General features: G+C 67.8%; 21 protein-coding genes. 14 read left to right on the forward strand and 7 right to left on the reverse strand.

Features of this window, described 5'->3' with window-relative positions:
* Positions 1–3 precede the first annotated feature (3 nt).
* From ACSQ9E_RS24990 to ACSQ9E_RS25040, 11 genes are all read left to right on the forward strand, one after another.
* Complete coding sequence (locus ACSQ9E_RS24990) at positions 4–837, forward strand: nucleotidyltransferase domain-containing protein (protein WP_428002520.1); 834 nt, start codon at positions 4–6, stop codon at positions 835–837.
* A 19-nt stretch (positions 838–856) separates the two neighbouring features.
* Entirely contained in the window at positions 857–1,921 is a 1,065-nt protein-coding gene (locus tag ACSQ9E_RS24995; protein WP_057200126.1) for an AAA family ATPase, read from the forward strand.
* A gap of 12 nt (positions 1,922–1,933) precedes the next feature.
* On the forward strand, positions 1,934–3,763 hold the full coding sequence (locus ACSQ9E_RS25000) for a vWA domain-containing protein (RefSeq protein ID WP_436219458.1): 1,830 nt from the start codon (positions 1,934–1,936) through the stop codon (positions 3,761–3,763).
* Positions 3,763–4,851, forward strand: a complete 1,089-nt coding sequence (gene rtcA / locus ACSQ9E_RS25005) for an RNA 3'-terminal phosphate cyclase (protein ID WP_436219459.1) — start codon at positions 3,763–3,765, stop codon at positions 4,849–4,851. The genes ACSQ9E_RS25000 and rtcA overlap by 1 nt, the downstream gene beginning before the upstream one ends.
* Before the next feature lie 88 nt (positions 4,852–4,939).
* Complete coding sequence (gene cysK / locus ACSQ9E_RS25010) at positions 4,940–5,857, forward strand: cysteine synthase A (RefSeq protein ID WP_436219460.1); 918 nt, start codon at positions 4,940–4,942, stop codon at positions 5,855–5,857.
* Positions 5,858–6,028: 171 nt separating this feature from the next.
* Positions 6,029–6,796 (forward strand): endonuclease/exonuclease/phosphatase family protein, encoded by a 768-nt coding sequence (locus ACSQ9E_RS25015; RefSeq protein WP_200961061.1) that lies wholly within the window; start codon positions 6,029–6,031, stop codon positions 6,794–6,796.
* Positions 6,793–8,022, forward strand: coding sequence for a cardiolipin synthase ClsB (gene clsB, locus ACSQ9E_RS25020; protein ID WP_436219461.1), 1,230 nt, complete (start codon positions 6,793–6,795; stop codon positions 8,020–8,022). The genes ACSQ9E_RS25015 and clsB overlap by 4 nt, the downstream gene beginning before the upstream one ends.
* Before the next feature lie 9 nt (positions 8,023–8,031).
* Complete coding sequence (locus ACSQ9E_RS25025; RefSeq protein WP_436219462.1) at positions 8,032–9,090, forward strand: lysylphosphatidylglycerol synthase transmembrane domain-containing protein; 1,059 nt, start codon at positions 8,032–8,034, stop codon at positions 9,088–9,090.
* 52 nt (positions 9,091–9,142) lie between these two features.
* Positions 9,143–10,225 (forward strand): J domain-containing protein, encoded by a 1,083-nt coding sequence (locus ACSQ9E_RS25030; protein WP_436219463.1) that lies wholly within the window; start codon positions 9,143–9,145, stop codon positions 10,223–10,225.
* Positions 10,226–10,314: 89 nt separating this feature from the next.
* Complete coding sequence (locus ACSQ9E_RS25035; RefSeq protein WP_436219464.1) at positions 10,315–12,045, forward strand: NAD(P)/FAD-dependent oxidoreductase; 1,731 nt, start codon at positions 10,315–10,317, stop codon at positions 12,043–12,045.
* A 13-nt stretch (positions 12,046–12,058) separates the two neighbouring features.
* Positions 12,059–12,601 (forward strand): VUT family protein, encoded by a 543-nt coding sequence (locus ACSQ9E_RS25040; protein ID WP_436219465.1) that lies wholly within the window; start codon positions 12,059–12,061, stop codon positions 12,599–12,601.
* Positions 12,602–12,604: 3 nt separating this feature from the next.
* Here the strand turns inward: ACSQ9E_RS25040 and ACSQ9E_RS25045 are convergent, their stop codons facing one another.
* On the reverse strand, positions 12,605–13,948 hold the full coding sequence (locus tag ACSQ9E_RS25045; RefSeq protein WP_436219466.1) for an amidohydrolase: 1,344 nt from the start codon (positions 13,946–13,948) through the stop codon (positions 12,605–12,607).
* A 108-nt stretch (positions 13,949–14,056) separates the two neighbouring features.
* On the opposite strand from ACSQ9E_RS25045, the gene ACSQ9E_RS25050 reads away from it, so the two are divergent.
* Positions 14,057–15,103 (forward strand): GlxA family transcriptional regulator, encoded by a 1,047-nt coding sequence (locus ACSQ9E_RS25050; protein WP_436219467.1) that lies wholly within the window; start codon positions 14,057–14,059, stop codon positions 15,101–15,103.
* Positions 15,104–15,134: 31 nt separating this feature from the next.
* Here ACSQ9E_RS25050 and ACSQ9E_RS25055 read toward each other — a convergent pair whose 3' ends face one another.
* A complete protein-coding gene (locus ACSQ9E_RS25055; RefSeq protein WP_436219468.1) occupies positions 15,135–16,703 on the reverse strand; it encodes a methyl-accepting chemotaxis protein in 1,569 nt (522 codons plus the stop codon).
* 184 nt (positions 16,704–16,887) lie between these two features.
* A complete protein-coding gene (locus ACSQ9E_RS25060) occupies positions 16,888–17,469 on the reverse strand; it encodes a TetR/AcrR family transcriptional regulator (protein ID WP_436219469.1) in 582 nt (193 codons plus the stop codon).
* Positions 17,470–17,555: 86 nt separating this feature from the next.
* Here ACSQ9E_RS25060 and ACSQ9E_RS25065 point away from each other — a divergent pair, with 86 nt between their 5' ends.
* The gene (locus ACSQ9E_RS25065) at positions 17,556–18,689 is read left to right on the forward strand and encodes a thiolase family protein (protein WP_436219470.1); all 1,134 of its coding nucleotides are present in this window, start codon (positions 17,556–17,558) and stop codon (positions 18,687–18,689) included.
* 58 nt (positions 18,690–18,747) lie between these two features.
* On the forward strand, positions 18,748–19,443 hold the full coding sequence (locus ACSQ9E_RS25070; RefSeq protein WP_057266311.1) for an SDR family oxidoreductase: 696 nt from the start codon (positions 18,748–18,750) through the stop codon (positions 19,441–19,443).
* Positions 19,444–19,530: 87 nt separating this feature from the next.
* Here ACSQ9E_RS25070 and htpX read toward each other — a convergent pair whose 3' ends face one another.
* The 4 genes from htpX to ACSQ9E_RS25090 form a co-directional block, all read right to left on the reverse strand.
* A complete protein-coding gene (gene htpX, locus ACSQ9E_RS25075; RefSeq protein WP_057266312.1) occupies positions 19,531–20,403 on the reverse strand; it encodes a protease HtpX in 873 nt (290 codons plus the stop codon).
* A gap of 319 nt (positions 20,404–20,722) precedes the next feature.
* On the reverse strand, positions 20,723–21,412 hold the full coding sequence (locus ACSQ9E_RS25080) for a DUF3025 domain-containing protein (RefSeq protein ID WP_436220263.1): 690 nt from the start codon (positions 21,410–21,412) through the stop codon (positions 20,723–20,725).
* 44 nt (positions 21,413–21,456) lie between these two features.
* A complete protein-coding gene (gene pyrC / locus ACSQ9E_RS25085; protein WP_436219471.1) occupies positions 21,457–22,503 on the reverse strand; it encodes a dihydroorotase in 1,047 nt (348 codons plus the stop codon).
* Between the two features lie 46 nt (positions 22,504–22,549).
* Positions 22,550–23,539, reverse strand: coding sequence for a Bug family tripartite tricarboxylate transporter substrate binding protein (locus tag ACSQ9E_RS25090; RefSeq protein ID WP_436220264.1), 990 nt, complete (start codon positions 23,537–23,539; stop codon positions 22,550–22,552).
* Between the last annotated feature and the right edge of the window lie 12 nt (positions 23,540–23,551).

The following is a 23,551-nucleotide window of genomic DNA, read 5'->3' on the forward strand; positions in this document are numbered from 1 at the left end:
CACATGCACCAAGAACAGCAACAAGAAGAATTTCTGCAATCGGCCCACCCTATCGATCCCGCCATGCGCGCGCAGATCATGGAGAACCTGGGCGCCATCGAGGCGCAGCACCAGGTCACCATCCTCTTTGCCTGCGAGTCGGGCAGCCGGGGCTGGGGCTTTGCCTCGCCCGACAGCGACTACGACGTGCGATTCATCTACGTGAACCGCCTGCCCTGGTACCTCACGGTCACGCCAGGGCGCGACGTGATCGAAGTGCCCATCAGCGGCGACCTGGACATCAACGGCTGGGACCTGCGCAAGGCGCTGGGCCTGATGCGCGAGTCCAACCCCACGCTGCTCGAATGGCTGCGCTCGCCTGTGGTCTACCGCGAGGACGGGCCCACCATGGATCGCTTTCGCGCGCTGGCCGAGACCGTGTTCTCCAACGCCAAGGGCTGGCACCACTACGCATCCATGGCCAAGAAGAACTTCCGCGAGCACCTGCAGGCCGACGAAGTGCGCTACAAGAAATACCTGTACGTGCTGCGCCCGCTGCTGGCCGCGCGCTGGATACGCACGCGCCCGGGCGTGCCGCCCATGCGCTTTGCCGAACTGGCCCAGCACACGCTGGACCCGGCGGGCGACGCCACGCTGATCGCCGAGATCAACGCGCTGCTGGAGGTGAAGATGCGCGCGGGCGAGGCCGCGACCAGCCCGCGCTGGCCCGGCATCCACGCCTTCATCGAAGCCGAGCTGGCACGCAACGCGGCCGAGCCGGTGCAGCCGTTGCCCGTGCCGGGCCATGCCGCGCTCGATGCATTGCTGCACGACACGGTGCTGCGCCACACGCCCTGATTGACCCTACAAGCCACCCATGCAAGCCACACACGCTCTGTCCCCATCCCAGCTTAACGAATTTTTGCTGAACGTCGCCATCACCCGCCCGGTCTTCATCTGGGGGCCTCCGGGGGTTGGCAAGTCGGCATTGGTCGAAAAATTCGCGCACAGCGTGGGGCTGGAGTGCGTTTCGCTGCTGGGCAGCCAGTTGGCGCCAGAGGACCTGATGGGGGTACCCCAGATCATCGACGGAGTGAGCCGCTTCTGCCCGCCCGCGATGATCGCGCGCAAGGAGCCGTACTGCATTTTTCTGGACGAGCTCAATGCGTGCTCGCAGGACGTGCAGAAGGCGTTCTACAGCCTGATCCACGATCGCCGCGTCGGCGAGTACGCACTCCCCAAAGGCTCCATCGTGATCGGCGCGGGCAATCGCGCGCAGGACTCGGCCATCGTCAAACCCATGTCGTCAGCGCTGATGAACCGCATGGTGCACGTGCACATGAAGGTATCCGCATCCGAATGGATGGAGTGGGCATCGGCCAATGCCATCCATCCCCTGGTGATCGAATACCTGCAGCAACGGCCCGACCACCTGTGGAGCGCCCCTCCCAAGCACGAGGAGCCGTTTTCCACGCCGCGAGCCTGGCACATGCTGAGCGACGCACTGCGCTCCTTCGGAGACGCACCTTCCCCGTCCATGGTGGAGGCTCTAGCCTATGGTTGCCTCACGCCCCAGCACGCTGCCCAGTTCAAGGCGTTCGGCAAGCTGGCGGCCGACCGGCACCGCCTGGACGCCATATTCAAAGGCGATGCACGCTGGCCCCATGCGCCCGAGGACCGCGATGTCCTGTACTTTCTGGCCCAGGCGTTTCGTGCGCGGCTGCTCAAGACCCTGCCGCAGGACAAGGGCGCCAGCGTGGGAGACCTGCAGGCACTGGTGCACCGGTCCAAGTCCATGCTGAAGGAACTTGCCCAGATCAGCCTGGAAATGGCGCAGATCGCCGTCGCCGAGGAGGCCGGGCAGACCCTTCCTGCCTGGTACATGATCGAGGTCGTGCGGGACCTGCCGCGCCTGGTTGAACGCCAGGCCAAGGCGGCCTGAGCCCATACGACCATGGCAAAGACGACCCACAAGCCCAGCCCGGCCACTGAGGCCTATGACGCAGGCATGGCCATGGTGCTCGCACACCCGATCTTCGGCCCGCTTGCACGACGGGTTACCTGGGTGCGCTCCGCCGCCTCCTCGCAGTGCCCTGCTGCGGGTTGGCTGGTGGTGCGGCGCGATAGCTGCATCCACGTGCACCCCAAGCGCCATGCACCGGCTGACGAGTGGGCGTTCATCCTCGCTCGTGGCGTACTCAGCTATGCCATGGAACTGTTCCAGTCCGACCGGGGCGATTGGTCCCAATGGACTGCTGCATGCGATCTCGTGACCACACGGTTCCTGGCATCCGTCAAGTTCGGCCAATGCCCTGCGGACATGCAGATGGCAGCAGACGCCCCCTCATGGGATGAAGACCGCTGGTACCGCCAGTTCGCCGAAAGCGGCACGCCGGCCTGGGTGCAGGCCCTGGGGCTGGCGGGGCCCAAGGCGACCAGCCTGCAATCACCAGAGGCATGGACCGAGCGTCCCACCGCATTCGTACGCCATGGCCACACCCAGGCCAGCCAGACCTGGCGTGAAGTATTTGCGGCGGGGATCGCCAACTCGGTCACCCAGGCGGTAGAGATCGCCGCCGGTACCCGCACCGCGCTGGGGGGCGAAAACCGCAGCGCCCCCCGAAGCACAACCGAGCGTGCGCGCAGCTGGTTCATCGGCAGCTTTCCGCTGCTGGGGGCCATGGTGGCCGCATTCGACATCTTGGAGGATGCCGAGCTGTGCCGGCGCGAGGAGATCATGGTGGGGGCCGTGGACGAAACCCTGCGCACCATCTACCTCAACCCAGCCGCGGGATTGACCGAGCAGGAAACCCGCTTCGTGCTCGCCCACGAAATCCTGCACGTGGCACTGCGGCACATGGGGCGCCGGCAGGGTCGTGACGCATACCTCTGGAACGTGGCGTGCGACTACGTTATCAACGACTGGCTCATCCAGATGCAGGTGGGCAGCCCGCCCGCGCTGGGACTGCTGCACGACCTGGAGCTGCGTGGCCTGTCGGCGGAAGAAGTCTACGACCGCATCGTGGTCGACCTGCGCCGCATGCGCAAACTGCTCACGCTGGCGGGCCGACAGGGCGACATGCTCGACCGCAGGCTGTCCATTGGGCAGCCACCCTTCACCGATCTCGACGCCTTCTACAAGGAACAATTGGGCAAGGGCCTGATGCTGCACGAATCCCAAGGTCGGGGCCTGCTCCCCGCAGGCCTGCTAGAGGAGATTCGCGCCTTGCTGCAGCCGCCCATCCCCTGGGAGGTGGAACTCGCGCGGTGGTTTGATCACCATTTTCCGCCCATCGATACCCGGCGTACCTACGCACGCCTGAGCCGGCGCCAGTCCGCCACACCCGATATCCCCCGTCCGCACGTGGGGCCGGACCCCCGTTGGCTGGAGGGCCGCACGTTCGGCGTCGTGCTGGACACCTCGGGTTCCATGGACAGGCACACCCTGGCCAAGGCCCTGGGCAGCATTGCCAGCTATGCGCAGGCCAAGGAGGTGCCCGCCGTGCGGGTGGTGTGCTGCGATGCAGCCCCCTATGACATGGGCTACATGGAGGCACAGGACATTGCCCACCGCGTGGAAATCAAAGGGCGCGGGGGCACCGTGCTGCAGCCCGCCATCACCCTGCTGGAGGGCAGCGCGGACTTCCCCAAGGATGGGCCGCTGCTGATCATCACCGATGCCGATTGCGACCGCCTGGACGTGCGCCGCTCGCATGCCTACTTGCTGCCTGCGGGACGGCGGCTGCCGTTCGTGCCCCGGGGCGACATTTTCTACATGACCTGATGAACCCGACTCTTTCACAACACAACGGCCTGCCGGCCATCCTTCTCGACGGCTCCCAGGGCGAAGGCGGCGGCCAGATCTTGCGCACGGGGCTGGCCCTGTCCATGGTCACCGGCCGGCCGCTGCGCATCGAGCGCATCCGTGCCGGCCGCGCCAAGCCCGGCCTGATGCGCCAGCACTTGGCCTGCGTCCAAGCCGCCGTGGAGGTCAGCGGCGGGCAGGCCGAGGGTGCGGAGCTGGGCTCGCAGTCGCTGCAGTTCACGCCCGGCGCGGTGCGCGCGGGCGACTACACCTTTCGCATCGCCGGGGCCGGCAGCTGCCTGCTGGTGCTACAGACCGTGCTGCCCGCGCTGATGCTGGCCGATGCGCCCAGCCGCATCCAGCTGGCGGGCGGCACGCACAACCCGATGGCGCCGCCATTCGACTTTCTGCAGCGCGCCTATGTACCGCTGCTGGCGCGCCTGGGCGTGGGGCTGGCGCTCACGCTGGAGCGGCGCGGTTTCTACCCTGCGGGCGGCGGCCTGCTGCAGGCCGTGATCACCCCTGCGACGCAGGCGCTCACGCCGTTTGACCTGACCGAGCGCGGGGCGGCCCTGGCTGCCTGGGCCGAGGCGCTGGCCCCCGGGCTGGCGCGCAGCGTGGCTGCACGCGAACTGGAGGAACTGGGCCGGCGCCTGGGCTGGACGCATGAGGCCGACCAGTTGCGCGCGCCCGGCGTGCGCCAGCACGAAGGGCCTGGCAACGTGCTCTTGGCCACGCTGGAATATGCGCAGGTGACCGAAGTGTTCTGCCAGTTCGGCGAACGCGGGGTGTCGTCCGAACTTAAGGCACGCCGACTGGCCGACGAGGTGCTGGCCTTCCAGCACAGCTCGGCGGCCACGGGCCCGCACCTGGCCGACCAGTGGATGCTGCCGCTGGCACTGGCCGTGTGGCGCACCGGCAGGGCTGCCAGCTTCACGGCCAGCGAGCTCACGGACCACACGCGCACGAATGCGGCGGTGATCAACGCCTGCCTGCCGGTGCGCGTGGCGACCGACGCCATGGACGGCGCCAGCCTGGTGCGCATTGAGCCCCTGCCCGTGCCATGAAGGCCCAACAGTGCCCATGGGCTCCGGACTGGGCCAAAATGACTCTTTCGCATTTCCCCTTCCATCCTTCGCCTGACCAGGAGACGCCATGAAAGTCGACACCATTCTGCAGACCATCGGCAACACGCCGCACGTGCGCATCAACCGCCTGTTCGGCAGTGCCGCCAACGTCTGGGTCAAGGCCGAGCGCGCCAACCCCGGTGGCTCGATCAAGGACCGCATAGCCCTGTCGATGGTGGAAGACGCCGAGCGCTCGGGCTCGCTGCAGCCGGGCGGCACCATCATCGAGCCCACCTCGGGCAACACCGGCATCGGCCTGGCGCTGGTGGCCGCCGTCAAGGGCTACAAACTGGTGCTGGTGATGCCCGACAGCATGAGCATCGAGCGCCGCCGCCTGATGCTGGCCTATGGCGCCACCTTCGACCTGACCCCGCGCGAAAAGGGCATGAAGGGCGCCATCGCCCGCGCACAGGAACTCCTGGCCCAGACGCCGGGCGCCTGGATTCCCCAGCAGTTCGAGAACCCCGCCAACATCGACGTACACGTGCGCACCACGGCGCAGGAGATCCTGGCGGACTTTCCCGATGGCCTCGACGCCATCATCACCGGCGTGGGCACGGGCGGCCACCTCACGGGCGTGGCACGCGTGCTCAAGGCGAAATTCCCGCAGCTCAAGGTGTTTGCGGTGGAGCCCTCGGCCTCGCCCGTGATCTCGGGCGGTGCGCCCTCGCCGCACCCCATCCAGGGCATCGGTGCAGGCTTCGTGCCCAAGAACCTCGACACCACCCTGCTCGACGGCGTGATCCTGGTCGATGCCGAGCCGGCCCGCGAATATGCACGCCGCTGCGCCCGCGAAGAAGGCATGCTGGTGGGCATCTCCTCGGGCGCCACGCTGGCCGCCATTGCCCAGAAACTGCCCGAGCTGCCGGTGGGCGCGCGCGTGCTGGGCTTCAACTACGACACGGGCGAGCGCTACCTGTCGGTCGAAGGCTTCCTGCCTGCCTGAAAGCACCCCGCACGGCGGGTAGGCGCTGCACGCGCTGACGGCCAACCGTCCTACAGCAGGCCCGGCCTGCGGCCGGAACAATCAAGGTGACACGCCACCACCCCATTGCCCAGCGCATCCGGGGTGGTGCACCGCACCACCAGGGTGCGACACCTCTTTCCGATTGCTTGCATGGCCCACGCTTCCACCACCCAGCCCATTGCCTTCAAGGTATTGACCGTGAATGTGCACAAGGGCTTTACCACCTTCAACCGGCGCTTCATGCTGCACGAGTTGCGCGATGCCGTGCGCAACGTGGCGGCGGACCTCGTGTTCCTGCAAGAGGTGCTGGGCACGCACCACCGCCATGCAGGGCGGGTGGAAAACTTCCCCCAGGAGCCCCATTACGAGTTCCTGGCAGACACCATCTGGACCCAGTTCGCCTATGGCCGCAATGCGGTGTACGACAACGGCCACCACGGCAATGCGCTGCTGTCCAAGTTTCCGATCACCCACTACGAGAACCACGACATCTCGGTGAGCGGACCCGAGCGGCGCGGCATGCTGCACTGTGTTTTGCAGCCGCCCAACCACCACAGCCCTGTGCATGCGATCTGCGTGCACCTGGGCCTGCAGGAAGCCCACCGCCAGCGCCAGCTGCGCAGCGTGTGCGACCTGGTCAACAGCTTCGATCCCGACGAGGCCGTCGTGGTGGCCGGCGACTTCAACGACTGGCGTGGCCGCGCCCACGAAGTTCTGCGCGAGCGTGCCAACCTGCATGAAGTGTTCGTGCAGTCCACCGGCCGTGCGGTACGCACCTTCCCCGCATCGATGCCCTTGCTGGCGCTGGACCGCATCTACGTGCGCAATGCCTCCGTGCACACCCCCTTGAACCTGCCGAAGAAGCCCTGGGACAAGCTGTCGGACCACGCCCCCCTGGCTGCGGAGATTTCGCTATGACCCGCGCATCACAGTCTTCTCGATGGGTACCTGGCAACCAGTTCGAACTGCTCGAGAACGGGGAAGACTTCTTTCCCCGTGTTTTCGATGCCATTCGCAAGGCGCGCCGCGAGGTCATGCTGGAGACCTTCATCCTGTTCGACGACAAGATCGGCCAGGAACTGCATGCCGTTCTGCTCGCCGCGGCACAGCGCGGGGTGCAGGTGCATGTGCTGGTGGATGGCTTCGGCTCACCCGACCTGCCGGACCAGTACCTGCGTGCCCTGGTGGAAGCCGGCGTTCATTTTCGCGTTTTCGACCCCGGCAAGCGCGTGATGGGACAGCGTCTGAACGTCCTGCGCCGCATGCACCGCAAGATCGTGGTGGTGGATGGCGAACTCGGCTTCATCGGGGGCATCAACTACTCCGCCGACCATGTGGCCGATTTCGGGCCGGAGGCCAAGCAGGACTACGCCGTGCAGGTGCGTGGCCCCATCGTCGCCCAGATGCACCATTTCACGCGTGAAGCGGTGCTCGACCCCGATGACCGCCGCCGCAACAAGGCGTCCAACACGCGCGGGTTGCCGTACGAGGGCACGGCGCATGCCATCTTTGTCACACGCGACAACCACGGCCATACCAACGACATCGAGCGCCACTACCGCATTGCGCTGCGCTCGGCGCGCAAGCGGGTGGTGATCGCCAACGCCTATTTCTTCCCCGGCTACCGCTTCATCCGCGAGATGCGGCGCGCGGCGCGCCGGGGGGTGGACGTGCGCCTGATCCTGCAGGGCCAGCCCGACATGCCCATCGTGAAGACGGCGGCAGGCCTGCTCTACGACCACCTGCTGCGCGCCGGGGTACGCATCTACGAATACTGCGACCGGCCGCTGCACGGCAAGGTGGCGCTGGTGGACGACGAATGGTCCACCGTGGGATCGAGCAACCTGGACCCGCTGAGCCTGTCGCTCAATCTCGAAGCCAATGTCATCATCCGGGACCGGGCCTTCAATTCGACCCTGTACGGGCGCCTGGCACACCTGATGGAGAACTCCTGCAAGCAGGTGGAGCCCACGCCCAAAAGCCGCTGGGAAGGCCTGCGCCTGGTGCGCAGCTACTGCGTGTTCCACCTGATGCGCTGGTTCCCGGCCTGGGCCGGCTGGTTGCCACGCCACGAGCCCACCATCTCCCTGGTCAAGGCCAATGCGCTGGCAACTGACAATCCCCAGGCGGCTTCGGCCACTTAGGATGCAGCCATGAGCGCTCCCGCCACCCACCCTTTGCGCGGGACTGCCACGCCACCCTCCACCGCAGCCCCGCACAAGGGGACTGGCCGCTGGAGCACCGTGCGCAACAGCCGCTGGTGGCCCTGGGCCATCACGCTGGTCACCGGCGCGTTCGTGCTGCTGATCGGCGCGCTGCTGTTCCGGCAGGCACGCAGCGTGGACTGGGGCGCCGTGTGGAATGCGCTGATCGACCTGCCCATGGCCGCGCTGCTGGGTGGCGCTGCGCTGGCATTCGCCAGCCACGGCATCTACAGCAGCTTCGACCTGTTCGGGCGCTACTACACCCGGCATGGCCTGCCGGTGGCACGCACCGTGGGCACCACACTGATCGCCTACCCGTTCACGCTGAACCTGGGCTCCCTCATCGGCGGGGTCACGGTGCGCTACCGGCTGTATTCGCGCCAGGGCCTGTCGGTGGGCGACATCGGCCAGGTGGTGGCCATCAGCATCATCACCAACTGGCTCGGCTACTTCGTGCTGGCGGGCGCGGTGTTCTGGCTCTGGACGCCGCAACTGCCCGAGGGCTGGGACATGGCCTCCGGCCAGCTGCGCTGGATTGGCGGCGCCATGGCGGGCGTCACCGCGGCCTACTTGGTGGCCTGCGTGTGGCGCCGGGGCCAGCCGCTCACGCTGCGGGGCCACAGCTTCCCCATGCCGCACTGGTCGGTGGGATTGCTGCAGGTGGCAGTGTCTGCAGTGAACTGGATGGTGATGGGCGGAGCGATCTGGCTGCTCACCCAGCAGCAGGCGCCCTATGTGGCGGCCCTGGCCACCGTGTTGCTGGGCGCCGTGGCCGGCCTGATCTCGCGCATCCCTGCGGGCCTGGGCGTGCTGGAGGCCGTGGGTACGGCCGTGCTGTCAGCCTATATGCCGGCCCCCCAGGCGCTGGCCGCCATCCTCGCCTACCGCACGCTCTACTTCTTTGCGCCGCTGGCCGTCGCCGCGTTGGCCTTCGGGTTGGTGGAACTGCGTTGGCGCAAGGGTGGGACAAGTACGCCGGCACCGGCCTCAGCGACCTCTTCGAACTGAACAGCCCCCGTGCGGGCAAAATCGGGGGCCTTTTGCCCCTGCCACGCGCTTCATGTCTTCTTCCCTCCCCGCCACCCCGCTGCGCATCACCGCGCAGCAAGGCCAGGCGCCGCTCTCGCTGGCACAACAGTCGTTCAACGGCTTGCTCGCGCAGATCGCAGAACAGCGCGAGATCCTGGCTGCATGGAACCAGGCCATCGACGCCTACCACCAGCGCTACGCCAAAGACGTCGCCCCCCTGCTCGACAGGTACTACGCTGCGCACGCCGGCCTGGTGAACGCCCTGGTAGAGGCCTCGGCGCGCAAGGGCCTGGGCCGCACGCTGCTGCGCGACCTGCATGCCGTGATCGCCCGGCTCGCTGGCGACCTGGCCCACAACGTGCGCGATGCCGCCACGCGCGCAACGATGCAGGCGCTGCACGCCCAGTACACCGAGGAGCCGCTCGACACCGAGGAAACACCCGACAGCACCGACGCGCCGCGGCTGCCATCCGCAACCGAGCAGGAATCGCCCGAAGACATCGTGCGCCGGGTGGAGGAGGAAATGCAGGCCCGGCAGGCGCGCGCGCAACAGGAGCGCGAGCGCCACCGTGCCGGCCGTGCCCGCAAGCCCAGTGCGCAGGAGCGTGCGCAGCAGGAAGCCGCCCAGGAGGCCAGCCAGTCGGTGCGCGCGGTGTACCGCAAGCTGGCCAGTGCACTGCACCCCGACCGCGAGCCCGACGAAGCCGAGCGCCTGCGCAAGACCGCCCTCATGCAGCGCGTGAACCTGGCCTATGCCGCCAACAGCCTGCTCGACCTGCTGCAACTGCAGCTGGAGGTGGAGCAGATCGACGCGCAGCACATGGCGGGCGTGGGCGACACGCACCTGCAGCGCTACAACCAGGTCCTCACCGACCAACTGGCAGAGTTGCGCCAGGAGGTGGTGACGCTGGAGAACACGATGCGGCTGCAGTTGGGCCTTGCATCCAAGCGCAAGCTGCAGCCCGGCCAGCTGATTGCCCAGTTGCGCAGCCAGATCCAGGCACTGGAGCACGACATTCCGCTGCTGCAGCGGGAGGTGCAGGCGGTAGCCGACAACGACTACCTCAAGCAATGGCTCAAGGCACAGGCCGCCGACATGCTGGACCCGGACTGAGCACCCTGGCGGGCATGGCGGGACCGCCTCCTTTAAAATACCAGCCCTACGACATTGCCATCGCCCGATCGACACGGGCCTGCAAGACCATGATCCGCCTTTCCGAAATCAAGCTGCCGCTGGCCGCCGTGCCGGCCGACGCCGCCGAACACCCGCTGGACGCGCTGCGCGCCCAGGCCGTCCAGATCCTGGGCATCGCCCCGACCGACATTGCCGGCGTGCATGTACACAAGCGCAGCTTCGATGCGCGCAAGGCCGACCTGCTGGCGGTCTACATCATCGACCTCGCCCTGGCCGACCCGTCGGGCGAAGCCGTGCTGCTGGCCCGGCATGCCGGCCGCCCGCACATCCAGCCCACGCCCGACATGGTGTGGCAGCCGGTGGGTCAGGCGCCCGCCGACCTGGCGCTGCGGCCCGTGGTGGTGGGCTTCGGGCCCTGCGGCATCTTTGCCGCACTGGTGCTGGCGCAGATGGGCTTCAAGCCCATCGTGCTGGAACGCGGCAAGCCGGTGCGCGAGCGCACCAAGGACACCTGGGGCCTGTGGCGCAAGCGCGAGCTGCACGCCGAAAGCAATGTGCAGTTCGGCGAAGGCGGCGCAGGCACCTTCAGCGACGGCAAGCTCTACAGCCAGATCAAGGACCCGCGCCACCTGGGCCGCAAGGTCATGGGCGAGTTCGTCAAGGCCGGGGCGCCCGAAGAGATCCTGTACGTGGCACACCCGCACATCGGCACCTTCAAGCTGGTGAAGGTGGTGGAGAACCTGCGCGAGCAGATCATCGCACTGGGCGGCGAGATCCGCTTCGAACAGCGCGTGACCGACGTCGTCGTCGAAGGCACGGGCGAGAGCCGACACCTGCGCGGCCTCACGGTGCTCAACCAGGCCACGGGTGAGACCACCGAACTGCGTGCCGACCATGTGGTGATGGCGCTGGGCCACAGCTCGCGCGACACCTTCGCCATGCTGTACCAGCGCGGCGTGGCCATGGAGGCCAAGCCGTTTTCCATCGGCTTTCGGGTAGAACACCCGCAGGGCGTGATCGACCGCGCCCGCTGGGGCCGCCATGCCGGCCACCCCTTGCTGGGCGCGGCCGACTACAAGCTGGTGCACCACGCGGCCAACGGGCGCGCAGTCTACAGCTTCTGCATGTGCCCCGGCGGCACGGTGGTGGCTGCCACCAGCGAGCCGGGCCGCGTGGTCACCAACGGCATGAGCCAGTATTCGCGCAACGAGCGCAATGCCAATGCCGGCATGGTGGTGGGCATCGACCCCACCGACTACCCGACCGATGCCGAGGCCTTCGCGCTGCACCTGGGCGCGACCTATGGCGCCGAAGCGCAGCCGGCCGGGCAGCACCACCCTCTGGCGGGCATCGTGATGCAGCGCCAGCTCGAATCCAATGCCTATGTGCTGGGCGGTAGCGACTACAGTGCGCCCGGCCAGTTGGTGGGCGACTTCATCGCCGGGCGCGATTCGAAGCAGCTCGGCGACGTGGAGCCTTCGTACAAGCCCGGCGTGGCCTTGGGCGACCTGCATGCAGCCCTGCCCGGCTACGCCATCGCGGCGCTGCGCGAGGCGCTGCCGGCCTTTGGCCGCAAGATCAAGGGCTTCGACATGCACGACGCGGTGCTCACCGGGGTGGAGACGCGCACCTCATCCCCGCTCAAGATCGGGCGCGGTGAGAACCTGCAGAGCCTGAACACTGGCGGGCTCTACCCGGCGGGCGAGGGCGCGAGCTACGCGGGCGGCATCCTTTCAGCCGGGGTCGATGGAATCAAGGTCGGCGAAGCCGTGGCCCGCGCGCTGCTGGGCACGGCCTGAGGCCACCGCCCCTATGGACCTCCTGCTTACAGCGCCCACGCGCGCACAGTTCATCGCTGCGGCGCTGGCGATGGCCACCGTGGTGCTGGCCTCCAACATCCTGGTGCAGTTTCCGATCAACGACTGGCTCACCTGGGGTGCCATCACCTACCCGGTGGCCTTCCTGGTGAGCGAGCTGGTCAACCGCCGCCATGGCCCGCAGCAGGCGCGGCGGGTGGCATGGGTGGGTTTCGCGGTGGCGGTGGTGGCCTCGCTGGTGCTGGCGCCGGCCCGCATTGCCGTGGCCTCGGGCACGGCCTTCCTGCTGTCACAGTGGCTGGACATTGGCGTGTTCGACCGCCTGCGCCACGGCAGCTGGTGGCGCGCGCCGCTGGTGGCCACGCTGCTCGCGGCCGTGCTGGACACGGCGGTCTTCTGGAGCATCGCGTTTGCAGGCACCAGCGACCCGTGGGTCACCTGGGCCCTGGGCGACCTGGCCGTGAAGCTGGTGCTGGGCGTGGCGCTGCTGCTGCCCTTTCGCCTGCTCATCGGCAACCGGGCAGCGCAGCTCCACTGAAGCTTACTTGCGCTGCAGGAAGTCGACGGCCAGCGCAGCCAGGGTACGGGCACCCACGGGCATCTGGTCTTCGTCGATGTCGAACAACGGCGAATGGTTGGATGGTGCCTTGGTGAAGTCCGCACCCTTGGGTGGCGCGCCCAGGAAGTAGAAGAAGCCAGGGGCCACCTTCTGGAATTCGGAGAAGTCTTCCGAACCGCTGACCTTGGGGATGATCATGGCCTTGCCGCCGGTGGCCAGCTTGAGCGCAGGCAGCGAGGCTTCGGTCAGCGCCGCAGGGTTGGAGGTCACGGGGTAGGCGACGGGGCCGAAGCGCACCTTGGCCTTGGCACCGCTTGATGCCGCGATGGACTCGGCCGTGGTGGTGATGCGCTTGAGTGCCTCCTGGCGCATGCCTTCATCGAAGGTGCGCAGCGTGCCCAGCAGCTCCACGTTGTCGGGAATGATGTTGTAGCGCGTGCCGCCATGGATGGAGCCGATGGTGATCACGGCCGGCTCCTGGCTGATGTTGAGCTGGCGGCTCACCACCGTCTGCAGGCCCAGTACCACCTGGCTGGCAGCCACCACCGGGTCCACCGCGTTCCAGGGCGACGAGCCATGGCCGCCGCGGCCTTCGACCTGGATGCTGATGTTGTCCGAGCCCGCCATCAGCGGGCCGCTGCGGTAGCCCACCACGCCGGACGGCAGGTTGGCCGTGATGTGCAGGCCGTAGATGGCCTGCACGTCTTTCAGCGCGCCCTCTTCCACCATGGCCTTGGCGCCGAAGCTGGGTACCTTGCCGCTGGCGTCGGCCTCCACCGGCGCGCCTTCCTCGGCGGGTTGGAAGATGAACTTGATGGTGCCCGGCAGCGTGGCCCGCATGCCCGCCAGGGCCTCGGCCGCGCCCATGAGCATGGCCACGTGGGCATCGTGCCCACAGGCATGCATCACCGGCACTTCCTTGCCCAGGTAGTTGGCCTTGACCTTGGAGGCGAACGGCAGGTTGGTGTTCTCGGGCACGGGCAGCGCATCCATGTCGGCGCGCAGGGCCACCACCTTGCCCGGCAGCCCGCCGCGCAGCGTGCCCACCACGCCGGTGCCGCCCACGCCGGTCTGAACCTCCATGCCCAGGCGCTTGAGGTGCTCGGCCACCAGCTTGGCGGTGCGCACTTCCTGGCCCGAGAGTTCGGGATGGGAATGGATGTCACGGCGCCAGCTGACCATCTTGCCGGCCACGCCGTTCACGGCGGTATCGATGGCCTGCAGGCCAGCGGCATCCAGGGCCTGGGCATGGGCGGAAGAGACCAGGGCCAGGCTGCCGGCAACGAGGCCGGCGGCAATGGCGATCGACGAGAGGGTTTTGTGCATGAGGCGGGGTCCGTGCAGGGGGAGTTAAAAAAGAACGAGCGTTCATGCTACGGGTGCCCAGATGTTTCATGACAAGCGAAAATCGCCATCTACAGAGCCGATACCGCCATGCCCATCCCCACCTTCCGCATCGACATTCCGCTGGTGCCTGAATCCTCCCTGGGCACTGCCCTGCACTTCATCGACCTGTTGCGCAGCGCCAACCTGCTGGCCCGCCTGCGGTCGGGGAACCAGGCGCCGCGCATGGACTGGCGGCTTCTCGATGCCGACGGCCAGCCCCTGCCCGCCTTGACCGGACCATGGGCGCACTACACCGCTGCCGGACCGTCCACCGAAGTGCACAGCGGCCCGGCACAGGCGGTGTTCATTGCCTCGTTCCTCGCGGCCGACATTCCGGCCATACGCCAGGTGGTGGCGCGCCACCCCGCGCTGGTGCGGCAGGTCGGCATTGCAGTGGATGCCGGGCAAAAGCTGCTGACCATGGGCGATGGCGCCTGGCTGGCCGCGGCCAGCGGCCGCCTGCAGGGGCGCACGGCCAGCCTGCCCTGGTTCTACATGGCTGGCTTTGCGCGGGACTTCCCTGGCATCACGCTGGTGCCGGGGCGGGACTGGACCGACGATGGCCCCTGGCTGAGCGGCGCCCTGCCCCACAACCTGGTGGACCTGGCCATCGCCCTGGTGCGCCATGCCTTTGGCGAGGAAATGGCCCGGGCTTGCGCCACGGTGATGGCGCCCGACCACCAGCGCGCGCAGGCCGCCCTGCAGGCCAATGCCCAGCAGCATATCCCGGCCACGCGCGACAGCACCCTGGCGCGCGCCATCGCATGGATGGAGGCCCACCTGGAAGAGCCGTATTCACTGGAACGCCTGGCGCAGGCCGCATCGGTGAGCACACGCACCCTGCTGCGGCATTTCCGGGCCGAGCTGGCGCAGTCGCCGCTCGACTACCTGCATGCCCTGCGCTGCGCGCGCGCCAAGGTGATGCTCGAAGTGACGCTGGAGAGCGTACCCAGCATCGCCGTGGCCTGCGGCTATGCGGACCCTGCGGCCTTTCGCCGCATCTTCGTGCGGCACACCGGCATGCCGCCGGCCGAGTACCGCAAGCGCCACGCCTTGCGTGCCCCGCGCAGGCGCTGGCGGGTGGAAGTGGGTTGAGACGGGTGCGGCGAAGCTGCCAGGGCCGGGCCTATCGCAGCGTGCCCGTCGAGGGCAGGCGAAACGCCTCCACCAGTTCGGCCAGCTGCTGCGCCTGCACGCGCAGGCCCTGCGCGGCGGCCGAAGACTCCTCCACCAGCGCGGCGTTCTGCTGCGTCATCTGGTCCAGTTGGGACACGGCCTCGCCCACCTGGCTCAGGCCCGTGGTCTGCTCGCGCGCGGCGGTGCTGATCTCGCCGATGATGGTCGCCACCTGTTTCACCGAGTCGACGATCTCACCCATGGTGCTGCCAGCGGCATGCACCAGCGCCGAGCCTTCGTCCACCTGGCGCACGCTGTCGCTGATCAGGCCACCGATCTCCTTGGCGGCCGTGGCCGAGCGCTGGGCCAGGCTGCGCACCTCGCTGGCCACCACGGCGAAACCACGGCCCTGCTCACCGGCACGGGCGGCTTCCACGGCCGCATTGAGCGCCAGAATGTTGGTCTGGAAGGCGATGCCATCGATCACGCTGGTGATGTCGGCAATGCGCCGGGACGACTGGGCGATGCCCTCCATGGTGCCCACCACCCGGTCCACCGCATCGCGCCCGCGCTGGGCCACGCCGCTGGCACCGGTCGCCAGGCTGCTGGCCTGCGCGGCCGCGTCGGCGCTGTGGCGCACGGTGGCCAGCAGCTCTTCCATGCTGGCGGCGATTTCTTCGAGGTTCGAGGCCGTCTGCTCGGTTCGGGCCGACAGATCGCTGTTGCCCGCCGCGATCTCGCCGCTGGCATCGGCCACCGAGGCGCTGGCCCCGCGCATGCCCACGACCAGCTCCGCCAGGCGTGCCTGCATGTCGCCCAGGCGGGCCACCAGGGCCTGCAGTTCATCGCGGTTGCCGGTGTCTGCGGCGGGCACGTGCGAGGTCAGGTCGCCCTCGGCGATGCGGTCGGTCACGTCCGATGCCCGTGCCAGGGGCCGCAGGATGGAGCGCGACAGCAACCAGGCACACACCAGGCTCAGCAGCAGCCCCAGCGCGGAGCCCGCAGCCAGCAGCAAGGTGCCCATCTTCTCGCTGCGGGTGGCCGCAGCGCGCGCATCGGCCACGCGCTGGCGCTGGTATTCGGCCAGCTCGTCGACCGCCTTGGCATAGGCTTCCGCCGCTGGGCGCAGGGTGCCGGCAATGGCATCTGCAGGCAGGGCCTCGCCGGCCTTGCGGCGCTTGACCAGATCGTCGCGCACGCTGCGAAACTGGTTGCCCGCCTTGTCGATGGTGTCGAAGATGCGTTGCGATGCGGGGTCTTCGGTCAGCTCGTCGAGCCGTTTGCGCACCTCGCTGGAGCGCGCCGAAGTGACCTTGCGGTCGGCGTCGATGCGCGCTGTGTAAGCCGGGTTGTCGATCTCCAGCAGGGTCTCGGCCCGCACCGAACTGAGCACCACGATGGCGTGCAGCTCGCGGGCCAGCAGGGCCCGCTCGGAGGAGGCGCCGCCCAGGTCATCGGCGATGTCCTGCAGCTCCGCCAGCCGCCAGATCCCCACGGCTGCCGACAGGAACATCACAAGGCATACGACGCCAAAGGCGAGGGCCAGGCGGAACGCGACACGCGTTTGGGTGAGGGACATGGTGCAGGCCTGTTGGTGGGGTCAGTGAATACTGGATCTGTAGCAGATTGCAACAAATCAGGGTTTTCCCTTATATCGTCAATATGGGACGAATACTTGAACCCGGCGTGCCCCCTGCCAGCCCCCTGCCAGCCCCATACCAGCCTCACTCCAGCCAAATGGCAGGAAAGGGCCTTTCTCAAGTTCACCCTGCCGCCGCACCCCTCAGCACGCTCGCCCCCGCTGCGGCACGCAGTTCGCCGGACAGCTCCGGGCTGCGGACGGCGCGTGACAGCACCAGTGCCCCCACCAATTGCGACAGCGCAGCCAAGGCCTGTTCGCGGCGCTCGGCGGGTTCGTCACCCTGCATCAGCGGTTCCAGCACCCGCAGGAAATTGTCGATCCCGGTTTCGAACGTGCCCTTCAGCGCGGCACCAGCGCGGGCCACGTCACCGGCCAGCGCCGCCATCGCACAGCCTTTGGCGGTGTGCTGGCAATGCAGGTCCGAGAGGTAGAACCCCACCAGCGCCTGCAGCGCCTCGGCCGGGGGCTTGGCAGACAGCTCCTCCCAGTAGTGCTGGTTGGCCATGAGTGCGCGCTCACATGCCAGGCCGGCCAGTTCATCCTTGGACTCGAAATGGCCATAGAAGCCGCCCCGGGTCAGCCCGGCGGCCTGCATCAGCTCGTTCAGGCCGATGCCGTCGAACCCTTTTTCACGGAACAACTCACCTGCCACATCCACGATGCGCTCGCGGTTGGCCTCGGCCTGCGCCCTCGTCACTTTCATGGCTTCTCCTTGTGCTTGACTTATTTTACATGTTGATCGACATTTATATTTATTCATGTCAAACAACATTTAAAAAGGCATCTCCCATGAAAGCATTGATCACCGCCTATGCGCGCACTCCGTTCCACTTCGCACGCAAAGGTGCCCTGGCCCAGGTGCGGCCCGACACGCTGGCCGCCGAACTCATCAGGAGCCTGGTGCAGCGCACCGGCATCGACCCGGCGACGCTGGAAGACGTGATCGCCGGCTGCGCCTACCCCGAGGGCGCGCAGGGCAACAACATCGCGCGCATCGCATCGCTGCTGGCGGGGCTGCCGCACGGGGTCAGCGGGATGACGGTGAACCGCTTTTGCGGCTCGTCGATGTCGGCCGTGCACATTGCCGCCGCGCAGATCGAGGCCGGGCTGGGCGAGGCCTACCTGTGCCTGGGGGTGGAGTCCATGACCATGGTGCCGCAGGGCGGCCTCACCTTCTCGCCCCACCCTGTGCTGTTCGAGCAGACCGATGCCTACATGGCCATGGGCGAGACGGCCGAGAACGTGGCCGAGCGCTACGCGGTGTCGCGCACCGACCAGGAGCAACTGGCGTTGCAATCCCACCGCAAGGCCGCCGCAGCGCGCGAAGCCGGCCTACTGCGCAACGAGATTGTGCCCATCGCCCTGCCCGACGGACAGGTGGTGGCCGAGGACGGCTGCATCCGCCCCGCCACCTCGCTCGAAGCGCTGGCCAGCCTCAAGCCCGCGTTCCGCGAGACCGGCTCGGTCACGGCGGGCACTTCGTCGCCACTGACCGATGGCGCAGCCGCCGTGCTGGTGACCAGCGAGGCCTACGCCGCGCGCCATCGCCTGCAACCGCTGGCGCGCATCGTCGCCATGGCCACGGCGGGCGTGGACCCGGCCTTCATGGGCCTGGGCCCCATCCCCGCATCGCGCAAGGCGCTGGCGCGCGCAGGCCTGACCGCAGCCGACATGGACGTGGTCGAGATCAACGAGGCCTTCGCCTCCCAGGCGCTGGCCTGCATCCGCGAACTGGGCCTGCGGCCCGAGACCATCAACCTCGACGGCGGCGGCCTGGCCATCGGCCACCCGCTGGGCGCCACCGGCGCGCGCATCACCGGCAAGGCGGCTGCGCTGCTGCAGCGCCAGGGCGGGCGCTACGCGCTGGCCACCCAGTGCATCGGCGGCGGCCAGGGCATTGCCACGGTGCTGCAGGCGCTGTGACAGCCACCAACCATTTCTCCCACCCCACCTCGTATCTCTTGCCCCAAGGACTGCTTCCATGAACCTCCAGAACTCCGTCGTCTTCATCACCGGTGCCAACCGGGGCCTGGGCCTGGCCTTTGCGCAGGCGGCCCTCGCCGCAGGTGCCCGCAAGGTCTACGCGGCCGCACGCGACCCTGCCACCGTCACCTTGCCCGGCGTCATCCCCGTGCAGCTCGATGTCACGAACCCCGCCCAGATCGCCGCCGCCGTGGCCGCTTGCCCCGACGTGACGCTGCTGGTGAACAACAGCGGCATCTCGCGTGGGTCGAGCTTCCTGGGCACCGATGCCATGGCGGCTGCGCGCGCCGAGTTCGAGACCAATTTCTTCGGCCCCTGGGCCGTGGCCCAGGCCTTCGCCCCGGTGCTCCAGGCGAACGGCGGTGGCGCGGTGCTCAACGTGCTGTCGGTCCTGAGCTGGCTCACGATTCCCGGTGTGGCCACCTACAGCGCCTCCAAGGCCGCGGCCTGGTCGCTGAGCAATGGCCTGCGCAACGAGTTGCGCGCCCAGGGCACGCAGGTGACCAGCCTGCACGTGGCCTACATGGACACCGACATGACGCGCGGCCTGGACGCCCCCAAGGCCGCCCCGCTCGACGTCGCACGCCTGGCGCTGCAGGGCGTGCAGGCCGGCCTCGCCGAGGTGCTGGCCGACGACACCACGCGCCATGTGAAGCAATCACTCTCCAGCGCCACCCCGGCCTACGCAGGCTGAGGCAGGTCCCCAAAAACAAAAGCCGCCGGGTTCACACCCGGCGGCTTTTTTTAACTGAGCGATACGGCCCCGGGGCCGTTCAACGCATCACGCCTTGTTCTGCAGCGCGGCAATGCGCTCCTCGATGGGCGGGTGGGTGCTGAACAGCTTGCCGATGCCGCCGGCGATGCCCATGGCGGCCACGCTCTTGGGCAGCTCGCCCGGGTGCATGCCGCCCAGGCGGGCCAGGGCATTGATCATGGGCTGGCGGCGGCCCATCAGTTGGGCGGCACCCGCATCGGCGCGGAACTCGCGCTGGCGGCTGAACCAGGCCACCACCATGGCGGCGGCAAAACCCAGCACGATGTCGAGCACGATAGTGGTCACGTAATAGCCGATGCCGGGGCCCGAGCTGTTCTCGTCGTTCTTGCGCAGGAAGCTGTCCACCGCGTAGCCGATCACGCGCGACAGGAACACCACGAAGGTGTTCATCACGCCCTGGATCAGCGTCATGGTCACCATGTCGCCGTTGGCGATGTGGGCCACCTCGTGGCCGATCACGGCCTCGACCTCTTCACGCGTCATGCCCTGCAGCAGGCCGGTGGACACGGCCACCAGCGCCGAGTTCTTGAACGCGCCCGTGGCGAATGCGTTCGGGTCGCCCTCGAAGATGCCAACTTCGGGCATGCCGATCTTGGCCTCGTCGGCGAACTTGCGCACCGTCTCGACGATCCAGCGCTCATCGGCCGAACCCGAGCCGTCGATCACGCGCACACCCGAGGTCCACTTGGCCATGGGCTTGCTGATCAACAGCGAGATAATGGCGCCGCCAAAACCCATGATGAGCGCGAAACCCAGCAATGCGCCGAGGTTCAGGCCGTTGGCCGTGAGGTAGCGGTTGACGCCCAGCAGGCTCGCCACCACCCCCAGCACGACGACGACGGCCAGGTTGGTCAGTACAAACAAAAATATCCGCTTCATGTTCTCTCCGTGGGGTAAACAAGGAACTGCGGCCGGTGGACCGCAACAGTCGATTCGGGAGTGAGGGCCGCACCTGCGGTGTGCAGGGCTAGGCGCAAAGCGCAGCCATAGCCGAAGCTATGGCGAGCATTTGCAACGACGCCCTGCGCATCGCAGGCGTGGCAAGCACTTCTGAATTGGCTGTTACGGTTCACTATATGGGGGGTGGGCCGGCGCGATTCAAGCACCGCCACACCATGGCCCGCAACCGCAGTTTCCCTTCGCGGTATGGTAGGGCGAATTGCCTGGAGGGGCCTTATCACACAGTCGCTGACGGGAATTAGGGCGTCTTGTCCGACATGGCGCGGGAAGGCCGGAACACCTGCGGATCGGCGTAGAAACAGGGATCCTCATTGGCCGCCCACCAGCCGGGCACGCCCAGCACCGGAAGTGGCGTGAAGGGCTTGGTGGCCCAATATTCGGGCTGCATCTGCTGCGCCAGCCAGGCATCGGCCTGTGCCAGGGAGGCCATGGGTGCCGGCGCACGGTACACATGCGCAACGATAGGCTTGCGCGGCGTCACGAGCTTCTCCAGCAGCGCATGGCCGAACAGCACCAGCCGGGCTTCACGCCACAGCGGGCGCAGATCCACGAAAAGGCGCTGCCACTCGCGCGCGTTCAGCGCCTGCCAGATCGGTGCAGGCGCATCGAGCAGGGCGCCGTTCTCATCGAACACCGTGAGCGCATCGCGCAGCGGGCCGCGCACCGCACCAATGCCGTGCGCCGCGATGGCACCGGCCTGCAGCGCGTTCAGCCGCCGCTTGGCCTGCGGGAACTGCAGCCACACCAGGCCGTTGAAAAAATCGTGCAGGTTGTCGCGCGTGGGCACGCGGCGCGTGTCGAAGATGTGCTGCTCGTAGGCCGCGCCTTCGGGCAAGTCGTCCTGCGGGGCAAACTGGACCGGCATGGCCGGCAAGCACTGCAGCGCGCGGTGCACCGGCAGCTCCTGCCGGGCCACCGGTTCCCCCATCGCCCGCCACGGGGCCAGCCAGGCGGCGGCCCAGTCAATGGCCTCTAGACCAGCCGCCACGGCAGCGCTTCACCCGCGCGCAAAGGCTTCAGTTCGGCTTCGCCAAAGGCGAAACTGTCGGGCGGCGTCCACGATTCGCGTTGCAGCGTGATGATGCCGGTGTTGCGCGGCAGACTGTAGAAGTCCGGGCCGTTGAAGCTGGCGAAGGCTTCGAGCTGGTCAAGCGCGCCTGCATTGTCGAAGGCCTCGGCATACATCTCCATCGCCGCGTGGGCGGTGTAGCAGCCGGCGCAGCCGCTGGCGTGCTCCTTGAGGTGCGCGGGGTGCGGCGCGCTGTCGGTACCCAGGAAGAATTTGGCGCTGCCGCTGGTGGCGGCCTGCACCAGGGCCACGCGGTGCGTCTCACGCTTGAGCACCGGCAGGCAGTAGTAGTGCGGGCGCACGCCGCCGATGAAGATTGCGTTGCGGTTGTACAGCAGGTGGTGCGCGGTGATGGTGGCCGCCGTGAAGCGGTCGGCCGCCTGCACGTAGTCGGCCGCATCCTTGGTGGTGATGTGCTCGAAGACGATCTTGAGTTCGGGGAAATCGCGGCGCAGCGGGATCAGCTGCTGCTCGATGAACACCGCCTCGCGGTCGAACAGGTCGATGTCGCTGCTGGTCACTTCACCGTGCACCAGCAGCAGCATGCCGCTCTTCTGCATGGCTTCGAGGGTCTTGTAGGTCTTGCGCAGGTCGGTCACGCCCGCGTCGCTGTTGGTGGTGGCGCCCGCAGGGTAGAGCTTGGCAGCGACCACCCCGGCTTCGCGCGCGCGCACGATCTCTTCGGGCGGCAGGTTGTCGGTGAGGTACAACGTCATCAGCGGCTCGAACTGCACGCCGGCAGGCACGGCGGCCAGGATGCGCCCCTTGTAAGCCAGGGCCTGCTCGGCCGTGGTCACGGGCGGGCGCAGGTTGGGCATGATGATCGCGCGGCCGAACTGGGCGGCCGTGTGCGGCACCACGGTGAACAGGGGCTCCCCGTCGCGCACGTGCAGGTGCCAGTCGTCGGGGCGGGTGATGGTGAGGGTGTTGGTGGGGGCTGCTGCGGTCATGGGCGATATTCTCCCATTCCCCGCATCACCCCCCTGCCAGCACCGCTCATTCGGCCGTGATGCCGGCCTTGCGCACTACGTCGCCGAACTTCACCAGGAGCTCGGCCATCATCTTCTCGAAGGCGGCGGGCGGCATCTCCTCGGGCACGATCACGCCGCGCTCCTTGAGGTTGGCCACCATGGCCGGTGCCGTGGCGGCCTGGCGCACGGCCTTGTACAGCGTCTGCACAATGGCTTCAGGGGTACCGCCAGGGGCGGCCAGGCCGGTCCAGGAGCTGAGGTTGAGCTCGGGATAGCCGACCTCGGCCATGGTGGGCACATCGGGCAGTTGCGGCAGGCGCTGCTCGGAGGCGACGGCCAGCGCGCGCACCTTGCCGGCCTGCACATGGGGCAGCATGATGACCAGGTTGTCGAGGATGAACTGCACCTCATTGGCCAGCACGGCCGTGATCAGCGGCGTACCGCCGCGGTAGGGGATGTGCGTGGTATAGATACCGGTGACCGCCTTGAACATCTCCACGTTGAGCTGGCCCATGCTGCCCACACCGCCGCTGCCGTAGTTGAGCTTTCCGGGGTTCTTCTTGGCGTAGTCCACGAACTCCTTGACGGACTTGAGGGGCAGGCTCGAATGCACCACCAGCGCATTGGGCTGGCGGCCCAGGATGGCGATGTTCTCGAAGTCCTTGATTGGGTCATAGCCCACCTTGGGCTGCGTCAGCGGGTTGGCCAGGTGGCTACTTTGCGAGGACACCACCAGGGTGTAGCCATCGGGCTTGGCGCGCGCCACGCCCAGTGATGCGACGGAGCCACCGGCGCCGGCGCGGTTTTCGACCACGATGGGCACGCCCAGGATGCGCGACAGCGGCTCCGAATACTGGCGAGCCATGATGTCCACCGATCCGCCGGGAGGAAAGGGCACCACGAGCGTGATGGGACGCGAGGGGTACTTGTCCTGGGACTGTGCGGCCAGCGGTGCCAGGCCCGCGAGGCCCAGCCCGAGGCCGGCGTTGAGGATGTGGCGGCGATTGGGTTGCATGAAGGAGTTCAC

This window comes from Acidovorax sp. LjRoot118 (genome assembly GCF_964253575.1).
Classification (GTDB): domain Bacteria; phylum Pseudomonadota; class Gammaproteobacteria; order Burkholderiales; family Burkholderiaceae_C; genus Acidovorax.